This window comes from Micromonospora sp. NPDC047670, assembly GCF_043204915.1.
Lineage (GTDB): Bacteria > Actinomycetota > Actinomycetes > Mycobacteriales > Micromonosporaceae > Micromonospora.
Map to the genome: position 1 here is coordinate 79,835 of NZ_JBIDDA010000017.1, position 16,536 is coordinate 96,370.

The 16,536-nt window shown below is 72.8% G+C and carries 11 protein-coding genes; 4 read left to right on the top strand and 7 right to left on the bottom strand.

The genetic code is table 11. The features are described from left to right. The first annotated feature begins 35 nt into the window (after positions 1 to 35). Entirely contained in the window at positions 36 to 1,256 is a 1,221-nt protein-coding gene (locus tag ACGF7U_RS28140; RefSeq protein ID WP_393111708.1) for an MFS transporter, read from the top strand. A 447-nt stretch (positions 1,257 to 1,703) separates the two neighbouring features. Here ACGF7U_RS28140 and ctaD read toward each other — a convergent pair whose 3' ends face one another. Further along, positions 1,704 to 3,461: a cytochrome c oxidase subunit I gene (ctaD, locus tag ACGF7U_RS28145; protein ID WP_393111710.1), complete on the bottom strand. Its 1,758-nt coding sequence runs from the start codon at positions 3,459 to 3,461 to the stop codon at positions 1,704 to 1,706. 155 nt (positions 3,462 to 3,616) lie between these two features. Next, entirely contained in the window at positions 3,617 to 4,723 is a 1,107-nt protein-coding gene (locus tag ACGF7U_RS28150; RefSeq protein ID WP_393111712.1) for an FAD-dependent monooxygenase, read from the bottom strand. Positions 4,724 to 5,027: 304 nt separating this feature from the next. On the opposite strand from ACGF7U_RS28150, the gene ACGF7U_RS28155 reads away from it, so the two are divergent. Next, a complete protein-coding gene (locus ACGF7U_RS28155; protein ID WP_393111714.1) occupies positions 5,028 to 6,164 on the top strand; it encodes a cellulose binding domain-containing protein in 1,137 nt (378 codons plus the stop codon). Between the two features lie 70 nt (positions 6,165 to 6,234). Here the strand turns inward: ACGF7U_RS28155 and ACGF7U_RS28160 are convergent, their stop codons facing one another. The 4 genes from ACGF7U_RS28160 to ACGF7U_RS28175 all read right to left on the bottom strand — a co-directional run bounded on the left by ACGF7U_RS28160 (position 6,235) and on the right by ACGF7U_RS28175 (position 12,223). Continuing rightward, positions 6,235 to 9,837: a LamG-like jellyroll fold domain-containing protein gene (locus ACGF7U_RS28160; RefSeq protein WP_393111716.1), complete on the bottom strand. Its 3,603-nt coding sequence runs from the start codon at positions 9,835 to 9,837 to the stop codon at positions 6,235 to 6,237. A 285-nt stretch (positions 9,838 to 10,122) separates the two neighbouring features. Continuing rightward, the gene (locus ACGF7U_RS28165) at positions 10,123 to 11,085 is read right to left on the bottom strand and encodes an N-acetylmuramoyl-L-alanine amidase (RefSeq protein ID WP_393111718.1); all 963 of its coding nucleotides are present in this window, start codon (positions 11,083 to 11,085) and stop codon (positions 10,123 to 10,125) included. Further along, on the bottom strand, positions 11,085 to 11,249 hold the full coding sequence (locus ACGF7U_RS28170; RefSeq protein WP_393111720.1) for a hypothetical protein: 165 nt from the start codon (positions 11,247 to 11,249) through the stop codon (positions 11,085 to 11,087). Before ACGF7U_RS28170 ends, ACGF7U_RS28165 begins: the two co-directional genes overlap by 1 nt. 185 nt (positions 11,250 to 11,434) lie before the next feature. Further along, complete coding sequence (locus tag ACGF7U_RS28175) at positions 11,435 to 12,223, bottom strand: aldo/keto reductase (RefSeq protein WP_393111722.1); 789 nt, start codon at positions 12,221 to 12,223, stop codon at positions 11,435 to 11,437. A 162-nt stretch (positions 12,224 to 12,385) separates the two neighbouring features. Between ACGF7U_RS28175 and ACGF7U_RS28180 the strand changes: the two genes are divergently transcribed. Both ACGF7U_RS28180 and ACGF7U_RS28185 read left to right on the top strand, forming a co-directional pair. After that, complete coding sequence (locus tag ACGF7U_RS28180) at positions 12,386 to 13,447, top strand: DNA polymerase ligase N-terminal domain-containing protein (protein WP_393111724.1); 1,062 nt, start codon at positions 12,386 to 12,388, stop codon at positions 13,445 to 13,447. Positions 13,448 to 13,463: 16 nt separating this feature from the next. Continuing rightward, positions 13,464 to 14,663, top strand: coding sequence for a threonine synthase (locus tag ACGF7U_RS28185; RefSeq protein WP_393111726.1), 1,200 nt, complete (start codon positions 13,464 to 13,466; stop codon positions 14,661 to 14,663). Between the two features lie 60 nt (positions 14,664 to 14,723). Here the strand turns inward: ACGF7U_RS28185 and ACGF7U_RS28190 are convergent, their stop codons facing one another. Continuing rightward, a complete protein-coding gene (locus ACGF7U_RS28190) occupies positions 14,724 to 16,520 on the bottom strand; it encodes a glycoside hydrolase family 15 protein (RefSeq protein WP_393111728.1) in 1,797 nt (598 codons plus the stop codon). Positions 16,521 to 16,536: the final 16 nt, after the last annotated feature.

The following is a 16,536-nucleotide window of genomic DNA, read 5'->3' on the forward strand; positions in this document are numbered from 1 at the left end:
CGGGCCGAGGATGTCGGGCGGAGGTACGCACCGACATGAACCTGAAGCCTTACCGGGAGGCGCTCGCTCTGCCCGGTCTCCGGTCGTTGCTGCTGGTGTCGGTGCTCGCCCGCGTCCCGCTCACCGCGACCGGCGTGACCCTGACCTTCTACGTCGTGCTCGACCTCGGGCGCGGCTACGGGGCGGCGGGGCTCGTCGGCGCGGCCATCACCGTGGGCGCCGCGATCGGCGGCCCGCTGCTCGGCCGGCTGGTCGACCGGCGCGGCCTGCGGCCGGTGCTCGTGCTGACCGGGATCGCCGAGGCGGTCTTCTGGTCGACCGCGCCGATGCTGCCCTACCCGCTGCTGCTGCCGGCCGCGTTCCTCGCCGGCTCCCTCGCCCTGCCGATCTTCTCGGTGGTCCGGCAGTCCATCGCGGCGATGGTGCCGCCGGAGCGGCGGCGCCCCGCCTACGCGCTGGACTCGATGTCGGTGGAGCTGTCGTTCATGGTCGGCCCCGCGCTGGCCGTGGCCGCGGTCACCGCGATCTCCGCCCGCACGACCCTCTATCTGGTCGGCGCCGGGATCGTCGCCTCCGGCATCGCGTTCTGGCTGCTGAACCCGCCCGTCCGGGGCGGCGGCGAGCCGACCGGGCCGCAACCGAAGGTGCCCCGCCGGGCGTGGCTCACCCCGCGGCTGCTCGCCGTGCTGGCGATCAGCGCCGCCGGCACGCTGGTGCTCGGCGGCACCGACGTGGCCGTGGTCGCCGTGCTCCGGGAGAGCGGCGACGTCGGGTGGACGGGCGCGGTCCTGGCCGTGTGGGCGGTCGCCTCGCTGGTCGGCGGCTTCGCGTACGGGGCCGTCAGCCGCTCCTTCTCGCCGCTGGCCCTGATGGCCGCGCTCAGCCTCTGCACCATCCCGGTCGGGCTGGGCGGGGCGCACTGGTGGCTGCTCTGCCTGGCGCTGATCCCCGCCGGGGCGCTCTGCGCGCCGACCCTCGCGGCCACCGCCGACGCGGTGAGCCGGCTCGTCCCCGCCCCCGTACGCGGGGAGGCGATGGGCCTGCACGGCTCGGCGGTCACCGTCGGCATCGCCGTGGGTGCCCCGCTCGCCGGCGCCGTGATCGACGTCTCCGCACCGGCCTGGGGCTTCGCGGTCACCGGCGCGATCGGCGCGCTGGTGGCGCTTGCCGTGCTCCCGATCGAGCTGCGACGCCGCCGGACGGCCGTCCCGGTCACGTCCGAGGCCGAGCCCGAGCTGGCCCCGGCCGTCGGCTGACGCACCCTGCGGTAGCCCGGAGGGGCCGGGTTTCCCTCCGGGCCGCCGGGCCCGCTCCGGGCCGCCTCGGGCCACCTCCGGGCCGCCGGCCCCGCTCCGGGCCGCCTCGGGCCACCATGCCAGCAGTCGCACCCGGACCAGCCCACCCCGTCCCGCCCCGAGCCAGCCCCCGGTCCCACCCCGGCCGGGCCACCCCGGGCTCACTGGCCGTCCCGTCCGGGCCGCCACCCTCATTCCGAGCCGTCGGGTCCGCGGCCCGGCCCGGCAACTTCGGGGAGAACGCTGCCTCGACGCCGGCTGAGGCAGCGCCTTCCCCGAGGTTGCCGACTCGACCGGGAGCGGGAGGAGCGGGCCGGAACAAAGCGGGGGCGGGAGAAACGGGGGCGGAAACGGCGACGGGCGCCGACCCCTGGTGGGGGTGGCGCCCGTCGTACGTGGTGCTGAGCGTCAGTGCCGGTCGACGTCGGAGGCGACGTCCTCCTGGTAGCTCGCGCCGCCGTCGGACTCGCTGGTCAGCGGCTTCGCGCCGCCCTCCGGCGGGCCGGCCAGCGACTGGCCGGCGGCCAGCTCCGGGAACTTGTGGTCGAACGCCGGCCGCTCCGAGCGGATCCGCGGCATGCGGTCGAAGTTCCGCAGCGGGGGCGGCGAGGTGGTCGCCCACTCCAGCGAGTTGCCGTGGCCCCAGGGGTCGTCGACCTCGACGACCGGCCCGGCCTTGTACGACTTCCAGCAGTTGTAGATGAACGGCAGCGTCGAGATACCGGTGATGAACGCGCCGATCGTGGAGATCATGTTCAGCGTGGTGAACCCGTCGCTGGGCAGGTAGTCGGCGTACCGACGCGGCATGCCCTCGTTGCCCAGCCAGTGCTGCACCAGGAACGTGGTGTGGAAGCCGATCATGGTCAGCCAGAAGTGCACCTTGCCCAGCCGCTCATCGAGCATCCGGCCGAACATCTTCGGGAACCAGAAGTAGATGCCGGCGAAGACGGCGAACACGATCGTGCCGAAGAGCACGTAGTGGAAGTGCGCCACCACGAAGTACGAGTCGTGCAGGTGGAAGTCGAGCGGCGGGCTGGCCAGCAGCACACCGGTGAGACCACCGAAGAGGAAGGTCACCAGGAAGCCGATCGAGAAGAGCATCGGCGTCTCGAAGCTGACCTGGCCCCGCCACATGGTGCCGATCCAGTTGAAGAACTTCATACCGGTCGGCACGGCGATCAGGTAGCTCAGGAAGCTGAAGAAGGGCAGCAGCACCTGGCCGGTGGAGAACATGTGGTGCGCCCAGACGCTCATCGACAGCGCGGCGATGGCGATGGTGGCGGCGACCAGACCCTTGTAGCCGAAGATCGGCTTGCGGGAGAAGACCGGGATGATCTCGCTGATGATGCCGAAGAACGGCAGCGCGATGATGTACACCTCGGGGTGGCCGAAGAACCAGAAGAGGTGCTGCCACAGCATCGGTCCGCCGGTCGCCGGGTCGTAGACGTGGGCGCCGAGGATGCGGTCCGCGGCCAGCGCCATGAGCGCGGCGGCCAGCAGCGGGAAGACCAGGATCACCAGGAGGCTGGTGACCAGCATGTTCCAGGTGAAGATCGGCATCCGGAACATCGTCATGCCGGGCGCGCGCAGGGTCAGGATCGTGGTGATCAGGTTGACCGCGCCGAGGATCGAGCCCAGACCGGAGATGACGAGGCCCACGACCCACAGGTTGCCGCCGACGCCCGGGGAGTGCTCGACGTTGCTCAGCGGCGTGTAGGCGGTCCAGCCGAAGTCGGCGGCGCCACCCGGGGTGATGAAGCCGAGGGTCGCCATCGTGCCGCCGAAGAGGAACAGCCAGTAGGCGAAGCTGTTCAGCCGGGGAAACGACACGTCCGGCGCGCCGATCTGCAGCGGCACGACGTAGTTCGCGAAGGCGAACACGATCGGCGTCGCGAAGAACAGCAGCATGATCGTGCCGTGCATGGTGAACAGCTGGTTGTACTGCTCGGGCGACAGGAACTGCAGCCCGGGTCGGGCGAGCTCGGCCCGCATGATCAGGGCCATCAGGCCGCCGATCATGAAGAACGCGAACGCGGTGACCATGTACATGATCCCGATCTGCTTCGCGTCCGTGGTCCGCAGCAGCCGCGCGATGGCCGACCCCTTGACCGGCGCTCGGACCGGCCAGGGCCGGGTCACGACCGGCTTGGGTGCGACGGTGGTCACGAGTGGCCTCCGGTTCTGGGTTGTCCCGCTCGGCACGCGCTGGTTATCTGCGGGCCGTCATCCGCAAGGAGGATAGTCCCCGGCAGGTGGCTGCGCCGCGTGGGGTGGTCGGGTAGCCTCCGCCACCCGGCCCGGCGGCCGGGGCGACCCGGCTCCTAGAGCGGGCCGAGCAACAGCCGGTAGTGCTCGCCGAAGATGCGGTCGCCGCGCCCGCGCAGCAGTGGGTCGCGCAGCGCCGGCGGCACGTCCCGGGTCCGGTTGCGGTCGCGGGTGCGGTCCCGCACCCATCGCGTACGCGGCCGGCGGCGACTCTCGTACGCCGCCAGGGCGGCCTGCACGCTGCCGGCCGCCCGGAGCGACTCGGCGAGCACGACGGCGTCCTCCAGCGCCATCGCCGCGCCCTGGGACAGGGTCGGGGCGGTGGCGTGCGCGGCGTCGCCGACGAGCAGCACCCGCCCCCGGGACCAGCGTCCCAGCTCCACCTCCTCGGTGAGCCCGACGTGCACCCGCTCCAGCGCCTCCAGCACCTCGGGCACCGGTCCGCCGTAGTCGCCGAAGAGTTCGCGCAGCCGGGCCACCGGGTCGGCCGGCAGGACCGTGCCGGCCTCGTCGGCGTAGCAGTGCAGCCGTCCGGCCCCGAGCGGCACGACCAGGAAGCCGGCGCGCTGGCCGAGCAGGGCGGTCCACTCCGCGAGCCGGGGGCCGTCGCGCACCACGCTGCGGTAGACGACCTGGCCGGCGGGGCACGGCGGGCCGCCGAGCGCGGCGAGGGCCCGGATGGAGGAGCGCGGCCCGTCGGCGCCGATCACCAGGTCGTACTCGGTGGCGGTGCCGTCGACGAACGTGACGCCGACCGACTGCGGCAGCAGGTCGATGGTGCGCACCTCGGCGCCGTGCCGGACGGCGCCACCGGCCCCGGTGAGCAGCACCCGGTGCAGTTCCGCGCGGGGCAGGGCCCGGCACTCGCCGACGCCGGCCCAGAGCGCGTCCAGGTCGACCTCACACAGCGGGGCCCCGGTCGCGTCGAGGAACCGCTGGCGGTGGATGACCTGCCCGAGCGGGCGGACCGGGCCGTCGAGGTCCAGCCGGCGCAGCGCGCGGGCGGCGTTGCCGGGCAGGTAGAGCCCGGTCTCGGCGTTCTCCCCCGCGGGGAGCTTCTCGGTGACGTCGGGCCGGAAGCCCACCATCCGCAGCGCTCGGGCCACGGCCAGACCGGCGATGCCCGCGCCGACGACGAGGATGCGCAGGGGGGAGCCACCCATGGTGGTGTACGCCTCCGGAGGGGTTCGGCACGCGTTGGAGGCAAGACACTACTCGCCGCAATCGGTACACACCAGAGTCAATCGTCCCGTGCGAAACATTCCTCGGAGCGTGCGACGCACTGCTCGGGCGACCACCTGCCCACCGCCGGTCTCGGGCGTGACAAACCTCACTTACCGCCCTATTACCCCAGGCCCGTTGCGCGAGGGTTTCAGAGATGTAAATGTGTCGACTGCGTATGGGAGCGCTCCCGCACCGTCTCCAGACCGATCCGACCGGCGTCTCCACGCCGAAGCAAGGAGCGTCATGAAACGTCCACTCCGGGCCCTCGCGGCAGCCGCCGTGCTGGCCGCCGGCTCGATCGTCGCCGTCGCCCTCGGCGGCACCGCCAGCGCCGACACACAGATCTGCGAGCAGTACGGCTCCACCGTCATCCAGGGCCGCTACGTGGTGCAGAACAACCGTTGGGGCACCACCGCCCAGCAGTGCATCAACGTCACCGACAGCGGCTTCGAGATCACCACCCAGAACGGCAGCAACCCGACCAACGGCGCGCCGACCGCGTACCCGTCGATCTTCCTCGGCTGCCACTACACCAACTGCTCCCCCGGCACCAACCTGCCGATCCAGGTGAGCCAGATCAGCAGCGCCACCAGCAGCATCTCCTACCGCTACGTCAGCGGCGCCGTCTACAACGCCTCGTACGACATCTGGCTGGACCCGACGCCGAAGCGGGACGGGGTGAACCAGATGGAGATCATGATCTGGCTCAACCGCCAGGGCCCCATCCAGCCCATCGGCTCCCCGGTCGGCACCACCACCCTGGCCGGCCGGACCTGGGAGGTGTGGCGCGGCAGCAACGGCTCCAACAACGTCATCTCGTACGTCGCGCCGTCGCCGATCAGCAGCCTGAGCTTCAGCGTGCTCGACTTCATCAACGACGTGAAGAACCGCGGCGCGATCACCAGCAGCTGGTACCTGACCAGCATCCAGGCCGGCTTCGAGCCCTGGCAGGGCGGCACCGGGCTGGCGGTGACCTCGTTCTCCGCCGCGGTCAACGGCGGCGGCAACCCGACCACCCCGCCGCCGACCACTCCCCCGCCGAGCACGCCGCCGCCGGGTGGCAGCGGGTGCGCGGTGAAGTACACGCCGAACTCGTGGAGCAACGGCTTCACCGCCGACGTCCAGATCACCAACACCGGGTCGAGCGCGGTCAACGGCTGGACGCTCGCCTACAACCTGCCCGCCGGGCAGCAGGTGACCAGCGCGTGGAACGCCACCGTGAACCAGAGCGGGTCGGCGGTGACCGCCCGGAACCTGAGCTGGAACGGCTCGCTCGCGCCGGGCGGCACGGCCAGCTTCGGATACCAGGGGACGCTGAGCGGGGCGTACACCTCGCCGACCAGCTTCACCCTCAACGGGGTCACCTGCTCCCGCTCCTGAGCCCGGGCAGCCCTCAACTGACGGACGCGCCCGGCCGGCGGCACTCGCGTGCGCCGGCCGGGCGCCGGCCTCACAGCTCCGGCGCCTTGACGACCTCGTCGTCGTAGAGCGCCTTCACCTGGGCGTCGGTCATCGCCCCCTGGTATGCGCCGATGTCGTCGACGGCGCCGAACAAGGGGTGTGAGGTTCCGTAGCCGCGTCCGACCTTCAACGGACCGCTCGCCTGCCACGGCTGCCAGGCCGCATTGAGCGTGGACGTGGTCTTCAGGTCCCCGTCCACGTAGAGCCTCAGTTGCCGCCGGCCCGCGTCCAACACGCCGACCAAGTGGTGCCAGCTCTCCCCGGCGTCCAAGGCTGGGGTCTGCGCGAACGTGGTCCCGGTGCCGCCGTCGGCGGTCGCGGCATCCTTCTGCATCTTGAGCTTCCAGACTCCGCCGTCGTCAGTGGCGAAATAGAGGTAGAACCCACTGTTGACGGTGCCTTCCTGGGAAAGCACCATCTGGTACGCATCCGTCCGGTCGAGCTTCGTCCAGGCCGAGACGGTGAACGACTGGTCGGTGCGCAGCACCGGGGTGTTCTGCCAGACGGTCGTCGGCTCACCGTCCCCGTCCACGGACGTTCCCGTCTTCACCGCGCTGCGGGCCCACTCCGCGGTCGCCTCCCACGGCTCGGGGTTGACGTCCGGGAAGTAGTAGCCGTCGAGGTGGAGGCCGGTGTCCGTGACCTCGGCGCCGCGTTCCAGCGCCAGCCAGCGGTCGAAGCCGGTCCCGTCCGGCGCCTCGCAGGCGCCCGCGCGGTCCTTCGCATGGCACGAGACGCCGCCGTTGAAGTCCCAGCCGCCCACCTGGACCGGCGCCAGCATGCCCGGCTCGTCGAAGCCGCTGGAGTCCTCGTCGCTCTTCAGTTGGCCGGTGAAGTCCTGCTCCACCACCACCCGGTCGAAGATCTGGACGTCGGCGATTTCCCCCTTGAACAGGTGGTGCGACACGCCGTCGAACAGCTTGCGGCCGATGTTGACCGGCCCGGTCGCGTTCTTGCTGACGGTGTGGCCGACGGTCTTCACCCGCACGCCGTCGACGTAGAGGCTGATCGTTCTGGCGGTGGCGTCGTAGACGCCCGCCAGGTGGGTCCACCGGTTGACCGTGGCGGGCCCGCTGTACGCCACGTCTCCCGCGTTGACCGCGGCATCAGGGTCGTTGTACATGAAGAAGCCCCAGCCGCCCGCGCCGGCGTTGGCCGACGGGTCGAAGTACAGGATGAAGCGCGCGTTCTTCGTCCCCATCTGGGAGACCACCGTCCGGTAGGTGCTGGTGTCTCCCAGCCGCACCCAGGCGGCGACGGAGAAGCTCTTCCGGGTGTCCAGCACCGGCGCGGCGGTGGTCAGCCAGCTCGACAGGCCGTTGAAGCTCGCCGACTGACCGCCGAGGAGCCGCGCGTCGCCGGCCCACGCCACGTTGGACCCGGTCAGCGACGTGTCGTTGACGAGGGGCCCGGTGCCGTCGCTGTCACCGAGCGCGGGCTGGGTGTCGGCCAGGGCCCCGGCCTGGGTCTGCCCGGGATAGGTCTCCAGGCCCCAGCGGGCGATCGGCGGGGAGGGCCGCTTGGCGTCGACCTCGACGCTGGCGTAGCCCTCGTTGAGGGTGGCGTCGACCGCGGAGACGTAGAGGATGTTCGTCCCGTACCTCGGCACGGTCAGGGTGAGTTCGGCGCTTTTGGGACCGGTGCCCGTCGGGGCGATTGCCGTGGTGGCACCGGTCCAGCCGTACCTGAAGGTCGTCACGTCGGCGCTCGGCGAGTCGATCCGGAACTTCGCCGGATGGCCGGGCCCGGTCGGGGCGGTGACCACCGTGACCGTCACCGCCGGGGCGGTGTTGTCGGCTCTGAACTGACACCATCCCGACCAGCCGCTCCACTGCGAGTACGGCGCCGGGTCGACGGTGGTGACCCGCCACGCGTACGTCTTGCCCTTGACCACCGTGACCGCCGAGGTGGTCGCCCGACCGTTCGCGGGCGCGGACGGCCTGTTGGGCGGGGTCAGTCGCGCGGGGAAGCTGTCCGTCACCGTGCCGATGCCGCCCGCCGGGACCTCGATCCACTCGTAGACGCCGTTCAGCGACTGGGTGGTGTCGGCATCGGGGTAGACCGCGGAGAACGTCGGCGTCAGCGTGCCGGTCGTCATCACCCCCGAGGTCGGGCAGGCGACGCCGGCCACCTGCATCCCGGTCGCCCGGCCCGGGCGGGAGTCGTAGTCCACGACGAGCTTGGCCTTGCCCGGGGTGAACTTCTTCCAACGGTCCTGGGTGGACTCGTCCGTGCCGTCGGAGTCGCGGGCGCTGAAGCCGAACGTGATGGTGTTCCAGCTGTTCGCCGCCGCGGTCTGCACCTGGCTGGTCACCGCCGAGGCGGAGAAGTTCATGGTCATGTCCGGCTGCGGGGAGTCGGAGCACCCGTAGCCCTTGTTGGCGTTGCCCGCCGTCCGCGTCAGGTAGCTCTTGAGCGCCATCCCGGTGTAGGACGCCTTCATCGTCGCGTTGATCACCGGCGTCAGGTACATGTTCGTGTAGGTGGCGCCGCAGGACCACGAGTGGTAGAGGCTCATCTGCACGTACGCCGACTCGATGTGCTTGCCCTTCAACGACACCGAGCCGTTGGACGTGGGGAACTGGAAGTACGACCGGAAGCGCACGTCGTTGCAGGGCCCGTCCGGGCTCAGCCCCACCCGGGCCACCGTGTAGTCGGTGTTCGTGCAGCCGTTGCTGGTGCCGTATGCCCACTTGGATCTCGTCACGGACCAGTTCGGGTCCACGTAGACCGGGAAGGTCGTGCCCGGGGCGTCCAGCAGCTTCGCGTCGGGAACCAGCCGCAGGTCGCCCTCCCGGGTCACCTGCGTCGCCACCGCTGCCGTCCGGGCGCCGTCCCCGGTCACCGAGGCACTCGATCTGGCGATGGGGGCGTCCTGTCCGCGCGCGACGCGGGCGCCCGCCGGCAGGGATGAATCCCACATCACCGCCCGCTCGGCGCGGGCGAACGGCGCGCCTCCGACCGCCGCTCGCAGGGCGCCGTCGGGCAGCCGCGTCAGGTCCGCGTCGCCACCGGCCCTGAGCGTGATCGAACGGACCGCCGGGTTGGCCGCCGCCCGCGCCGACCTGACGACCAGGACGTGCGTGAAGCCCGTCCGGGTCGCCCGCACCACCAGGTCCACCTCGGGCAGCACCCCCGGATAGGTGGCCGAGTCACCCGAGACGGTCGGTGCCGGCAGCCGCTGCGGCCAGGACAGCGACATCGACTTTCCGCCGCGCCGCAGGGACACCATCGGCGCGTCCCCGCCGCCGGAGAACGCCACGTCGGCCACCGAGGCCGCCGGTCGCAGCAGGCCGTCGGCACCGCGCCGCAGGGTGAGGTCAACCTCCGCCCACGACCCGTCGGGCCGTCGGGTGCGCTGCGGCTCCACCGCCGACTCGAACCGCAGCCGGCCGTCGGGCTGCGCCACCACCTGCACGTACTCCGAGCGGGACGGACCCACCACCACCGGCCGGTCGCACGCGGCGGCCGCCGTCAGGGCCTCGCGCTCGGAACTCTTGACCGCGTCGCACGCGGGAGCGGCCGCTGCGGGCGACACCGGTGTCCCCGCCACCCCGATCGCCGCCACCGAGACGGCGACCGCCGTCACCACCGCGGCGGACAGCCACGGTCGGTACGGGCCCCGCCGGGCCGGAGGGTCACTGGCAGCGGACAGGCGGAATCGACGATCAACCATACGAGCCCCCGTTCAAGGTATTGAAGATCGCCGAAAGGGTAAGGACAGCGGTGAGTAACCGTCAATCAACCGTTCGGTGGTCGGTCGACACCATCGCCGCTCCCGCCCGCGCTCCCGCGCACGGGGCCAGCGATGCCCGGACGCGCGACGTCCGCCAGGCCACCCCGAGCCTGGCGGACGTCGTGCGGATCGGACCGGCGGTCAGACCCGGGTGAGGCGGACGGCGTCAGCGATGATCAGGCCGGCGGCGGAGCTCCACCGGCTGACGGCGACCCGGTTGGCGTCGCCCGCCGGCAGCGTGAAGGCGCCCAGCGTGCGCCACTGCCCGCCGGTGACCCGCTGGTCGACGACGATGGTCCGGTTGCCGGTCGTGGTGGACACGATGTACGGCGTCGCGGCGTTGTAGCCGGCGTTGGCCGGCCACCAGGCGTCCACCTGGTAGTTCGCCGTCGCCGGGACGTTGAACTTGTACCAGGCGGCGTCGCTGGCGGCCACCGGATCCGCGAACCGGTAGTCGGCGCCGAAGCGCTGGGTCGAGTACGTCGAGGTGCCCCAGTTGGCGCTCGCGGTGAACCGGCCGGCCGTGGAGTTGTCCACGGTGGAGGTCCAGGCGGTGCCGCCCGCCATCTTCGCGGCGACGTCGGAGCGCATCTTGTTCAGGTCGATGAAGGACGGGTCGATCTTGCCGGTGGTGCTGGTCTCGCGGTGCCCCCGGGCGTAGCTGGCGTCCCGGCCCAGCCGCTTGAGCACGGCCGCGGTGGCGGCGATCGACGCGTTGTACTGCGCCGCCGTCATCTCCTGGCTGACCCCGTTGTAGTCGATCTCCCAGCCGATCATCAGCGTGTTGCCGTCCCCCGCCGGGATCGGTCCGCTGCCGCCGCTGGTGCCGGCGTGGTTGCAGCGGCCGGCGGAGATGACGTGGAAGACGCCGTGGTAGTCGACGAGGGCCTGGCAGAGCGGGCCGGGCAGGTCGGAGCGGCCGTTGATGCAGACGTTCAGCGCCGGGTGCGGGTTCGTGGCGCTGGACGTGGCGGCGGTGTGGTGCCAGAGCACGCCGATCGGGTTGAAGTCACCCGGGCGCATCCGGTTGAGCCAGTCGCCGTGGGTGACGACCTGGACGCCCGCCCCCCGCAGGACGTCCACCAGCCAGGGAATCGTGGCCATCAGGACTCCCCGAGCAGGTCGGCGAGGCACTCTGCCTTCGGCGCGGCGATCGGCGCGGCGCTGGCCGCGGCGGGCTTGGCGGCGACGGCCACGGCGGTGGCCATCAGCGCCGACATGCCCAGCAGCCTGCGGCGGCGCAGGCGGGCGGGTCGTGACGCGTTCATGGGGCTCCTTCAGCGAGGGCGGAGGGGTTCCGACTGATCGATGAACTGGTGACGCGCACGCTATATCGTCACGAGCATCTATGTCGATACCCTTCATCGCCCCTATTCGGACTGAAGGAATTTGGCAGCGGCGGCCCGGTTCGGGCGCCCGGCACCGCCGCGACCGGGGTCGCGGGAGGGGTCGGTCAGGGGTTGCCGAGAGCGTCGATGTCGCGCATCTCCTCGGCGGTGAGCGAGAAGTGGAAGATGTCGGCGTTGGCGCGGATCCGGTCCGGGGTCACCGACTTGGGGATGACCACGATCTCGTGGTCGACGTGCCAGCGCAGCACCACCTGGGCCGGGGAGACGTCGTGCGCGGCGGCGATGCGGGTCAGCACCGGGTCGGCGAGGTCGCTGGTCTTGAACGGGCTGTACCCCTCCAGTACCACGCCCCGGTCCCGGTGCTCCCGGTGCCGCTGCCGGTCGTACAGCGACGGGCTCCACCGGATCTGGTTCACCGCCGGGTTCTCCTCCGTCGCCTGGATGAGCTCGTCGATCTGGGCGGTGCTGTAGTTGCTCACCCCGACCGCCCGCGCGAGCCCCTCGTCGCGGGCGGCGAGCAGCTCCCGCCACACCGGGATGCCGTCCGCCGGGTTCGACGGCGGCCAGTGGACCAACCACAGGTCGACGTGGTCGGTGCCGAGCGCGGTCAGGCTCGCCTCGATGGTCTCCCGCTCGCGGCCGACCCGGTCCGGCGGCAGCTTCGTGGTGAGGAAGACGTCCTCACGGCGCAGCCCGCTCTCGCGGACGGCCCGGCCCACCTCCTCCTCGTTGCCGTACATGGTGGCGGTGTCGACGTGCCGGTAGCCCGCGTCGAGCGCGGCGAGCACGGCGTCGTACCCGGCCTGGCCGGTGGCCTGCCACGTGCCGAAGCCGAGCAGGGGCATCCGCACCTCGCCCGGGAGCGTGACCGTGGGCTGCTCCTCGTGGTCCATGCCGACGGGTCTACCCGTGCTGCTCCCCGACATGCTCCGCCGATCCGGACAACCCGGCGCCCGGGGCCGGCGGGCCGACAGCACCGGGGGCGGCGGGCGGCGCGCGGCGGCCTGACGCACCGGAGGCCGGCGGGCGGGCGCGGTGTGCCGGAGAATACGGGGGTGGCTGACCCGCTGGAGGAGTACCGGCGCAGACGGGACGCGGCACGCACCCCGGAGCCGGTGCCGAAGCGACCCCCGCGACGGAGGAGGCCCGCCGACGGCACCGCCCGCTTCGTCATCCAGCAGCACCACGCCCGCAGCCTGCACTGGGACCTGCGGCTGGAGCACGAGGGCGTGCTGGCCTCCTGGGCGGTGCCGCGCGGGCTGCCCCGCGACAACGGGCGCAACCATCTCGCCGTGCACACCGAGGACCACCCGATGGAATACCTGGACTTCCACGGCGAGATACCGGCCGGCGAGTACGGCGGCGGGCGGATGACCATCCACGACCGGGGCACGTACCGCGTGGAGAAGTGGCGCGACGACGAGGTGATCGTGGTCCTCGACGGGGAGCGCACCGCCGGGCGGTACGTCCTCTTCGCCACCGGCGGGAAGGGTGGCCGGGACTGGATGGTCCGGCGCACCGACCCGCCGCCGGAGGGCTGGACCAGCATGCCGGAACTGGTCCGCCCGATGCGCCCCACGCGGGCGGCGAAGCTGCCGAGGGACCAGGCGGAGTGGGGCTACGAGCTGCGCTGGGACGGGGTGCGCGCGGTCGCGTACGTCTCGGGGGGACGGCTGCGGCTGCTCTCGGAGGACGACGAGGACATCTCCGGGGCGTACCCCTGGCTGCGCGAGCTGGCCGAGGAGCTGGCCCCGACGGAGGCCGTGCTGGACGGCGTCCTGGTCCGCATCGACACCGCCGGCAGGGTGCGTCCGGTGCGCGGCGGGCGGCGGACCCCGGACGCGCAGTTCCTGATCTTCGACCTGCTCTGGCTGGAGGGCGTGACCAGCATCGACCTGCCGTACGCGCAGCGCCGGGAGCTGCTCGACGGTCTGGCGCTCGCCGGCCCGCACTGGCAGACTCCGCCCTGGTTCCCCGGCGCCGGCCCGGAGGCCCTGCGGGCCGGGCGGGAGCAGGGGCTGCCCGGCGTGGTGGCGAAGCGGCTGGACTCGGCCTACGAGCCCGGCCGGCGCAGCCGGCGCTGGCTGAGCATCGACGCCGGCCGGGACACGAGCTGAGACGGCGAGGAGCAGCGTGTACCTGACCCACCTGGAGTGCCCGCGCTGCGGGCGGGAGCACGACGCCGGCCGGCTGGCCAACCTCTGCGACTGCGGCTCGCCGCTGCTGGCCCGCTACGACCTTGCGGCGGTGGCGAAGGTGCTCACCCCGGAACGGTTCCCGCTGCGCCCGGCAGACCTGTGGCGCTACCGGGAGCTGCTGCCGGTGGCCGACCCGCGGCACGAGACCACGTTGGGCGAGGGCTGGACGCCGCTGCTGCGCGCCCCCGCCTACGGCGCCGAGATCGGCATCTCGGACCTGATGGTCAAGGACGAGGGGCTGACGCCGACCGGCTCGTTCAAGGCGCGCGGCGCGGCGGTCGGCGTCAGCCGGGCCCGCGAGCTGGGCGTGGAGCGCATCGCCATGCCGACCAACGGCAACGCGGGCGCGGCCTGGGCCACGTACGCCGCGCGGGCCGGGCTGGGCGCGACGATCGTGATGCCGCTGTCCGCGCCGACCATCTGCCGGCGGGAGTGCGTGGCCGCCGGAGCCGACCTGCGCCTGGTCGACGGGCTGATCGGCGACGCCGGCCGGCACGTCGCGAAGCTGGTCGCCGAATCCGGCGGGGCGGTCTTCGACGCCGGCACGCTGCGCGAGCCGTACCGGCTCGAGGGCAAGAAGACCATGGGGTACGAGATCGTCGAGCAGCTCGGCTGGCAGGTCCCGGACGTCATCATCTATCCCACCGGGGGCGGGGTCGGCCTGATCGGCATCCACAAGGCGCTGCACGAACTGCGGGAGCTGGGCTGGATCGAGGACAAGCTGCCCCGCCTGGTCGCGGTGCAGTCGACCGGCTGCGCGCCGATCGTCCGCGCCTTCGCCGCCGGCGAGGAGCGGGCGCGGCCCTGGGCCGACGCGCACACCGTGGCGTTCGGCATCACCGTGCCCGCCCCGCTCGGCGACGAGCTGATCCTCGACGCGCTGCGGGCCAGCGCCGGCACCGCGATCGCGGTCGACGACGCCGAGATCCTGGCCGACCTGCGGGACTTCGCCGCCCGGGAGGGACTGCTGCTCTGCCCGGAGGGGGCCGCCTGCCTGACCGCCGCCCGGCACCTGCGCGCCGGCGGTTGGATCCGGGCCGGCGAGCGGGTGGTGGTGCTCAACACCGGGGCCGGGGTGAAGTATCCGGAGACCGTGGACGTCGCCGACGTGCCGGTGCTGCCGGCCCGAGGATGACAGGGAGAGGTCTTCCCGCACGAGTCCCCGGCCGGCGGGGGCCCTTCCGCGCCCCCGCCGTCAGTCGGTGCCGGGGTCGGTGAGGCGCCAGGCGGCGCTGATCAGGCCGATGTGCGAGAGCGCCTGCGGGGTGTTGCCGAGCTGCGCGCCGGTGCGTGGGTCGATCTGCTCGCTGAGCAGGCCGACGTCGTTGGCGTGCCCGAGCAGCCGCTCGAAGAGCGCCTCGGCCCGGTCCCGCTCGCCGGCCAGCACCAGGCACTCCACCAGCCAGAACGAGCAGAGCAGGAAGCCCGCCGGGTCGGTGTCCCACCGCCGGACGAGGCCGTTGGCGCTGCCCAGCCCGCGCTCGACCGCCTCGATGGTGACGCGCATCCGGGGGTCGGTCGCCGGCAGGAAGCGCACCAGCGGCAGCAGCAGCGCGGAGGCGTCCAGCTCGGGGGAGCCGAATGCCCCCGTGTACGCGCCGACCCGCTCGTTCCAGCCCTCGCGCAGCACGGCGGCCCGGATCTCGTCGCGGATCGCCGCCCAGCGCCGCGGGTCGCCCCGGCCGCCGAGCCGGGGCGCGAGGGTCATCGCCCGGTCCATCGCCGCCCAGCAGAGCACCTTCGACGACAGATAGTGCCGGTCGGCGTCCCGGGTCTCCCAGATGCCCCGGTCGGGCAGGTGCCAGGTGGCGGCCACCTGCTCGGTCAGGCCGAGCACCATCTCGCGCAGCTCCTCGTCGAACGTCTCGCCGAGGTGGTCGCGCAGCCGCCAGACCGCCGAGATCACCTCGCCCGGCACGTCGAGCTGGCGCTGCCGCCAGGCGTCGTTGCCGATCCGGACCGGCAGGCTGTCGGCGTAGCCGCGCAGGTGCGCGCACTCGTACTCGGAGACGTCGCGCTCGCCCTCCAGGCCGAAGAGCACCGGCACGGGATCCGGGCCGACCCGGCCGATCGAACGGGCCGCCCAGGCGAACAGGCGGGACGCCTCGGACGGGCAGGCGGCCACCCACAGGGCGCGCATGGTCATCGCGAAGTCGCGCAGCCAGGAGTAGCGGTAGTCGTAGTTGCGGTCGCCGCCGATCCGCTCCGGCAACGACGTGGTCAGGGCCGCGGCGACCGCGCCGCTGCGGGCGTACGTGAGCCCGGTGAGCACGGTCGCGCTGTGCCGCACCTGGTCGGCGTAGCGGCCGTCGTAGTGGTGCGACTCGCGGTACGCCCGCCACGCCTGCACCGTCTCGGCCAGCGCGGTCACCGGGTCCAGCCGGGCCGGCGCCGCCCCGTACGCCCGCCCGTACGCCGCGTCGAAGCCGACCACCTGCCCGGCGGCGACCTCGAAGTCCTGCCGGACCCGGTCCCGGTCCACCGGCAGCGGAGCCCCGCCGGAGTGCAGGGCCAGCACCACCGGGCCGGCCGCGGCGAGCACCCCGCCGTCGGGCTGCTCGTGCAGGTACGGGGTGAGCAGGCCGTACTCCGGGCGGGGGCGGAAGTCCAGCGACATCCGCACCCGCCCGGTCAGCCCCTCGACGACCCGCAGCAGCACCGCCGGCGAGTTCATCCCCAGCTCGTGGCCCCGGGCGCCGAGTTCGGCGGCGAGCGCGTCGGTGACGGCGACGCTCCCCTCCGGGGTGTGGTGCACGGTGCGCAGCACCAGGGTGTCAGCGAGGTACGCCCGCTCCGTCCGGTGCCCGGGCAGCCCGGCGGCGATGGGCGCCAGCCGCCAGTGCCCGGCCGTCGGGTCGAGCAGCCGGCCGAAGACCGACGGGGTGTCGAACCGGTCCGGGCACCACCAGTCGACCGAGCCGTCCCGGCCGACCAGGGCGCCCGAGCGGCAGTCGGAGAGGAATCCGTAGTCGGAGATCGCCGGCTGGTCCACCCGCTGCGGGTACCCC

What these genes read in the sequence shown, in the direction of transcription:
- ACGF7U_RS28165 (WP_393111718.1), bottom strand. Translation starts at nt 11,085, where the DNA reads ATGGCCACGATTCCCTGGCTGGTGGACGTCCTGCGGGGGGCGGGCGTC.
- ACGF7U_RS28150 (WP_393111712.1), bottom strand. Translation starts at nt 4,723, where the DNA reads ATGGGTGGCTCCCCCCTGCGCATCCTCGTCGTCGGCGCGGGCATCGCC.
- ACGF7U_RS28170 (WP_393111720.1), bottom strand. Translation starts at nt 11,249, where the DNA reads ATGAACGCGTCACGACCCGCCCGCCTGCGCCGCCGCAGGCTGCTGGGC.
- ACGF7U_RS28140 (WP_393111708.1), top strand. Translation starts at nt 36, where the DNA reads ATGAACCTGAAGCCTTACCGGGAGGCGCTCGCTCTGCCCGGTCTCCGG.
- ACGF7U_RS28175 (WP_393111722.1), bottom strand. Translation starts at nt 12,223, where the DNA reads ATGGACCACGAGGAGCAGCCCACGGTCACGCTCCCGGGCGAGGTGCGG.
- ACGF7U_RS28155 (WP_393111714.1), top strand. Translation starts at nt 5,028, where the DNA reads ATGAAACGTCCACTCCGGGCCCTCGCGGCAGCCGCCGTGCTGGCCGCC.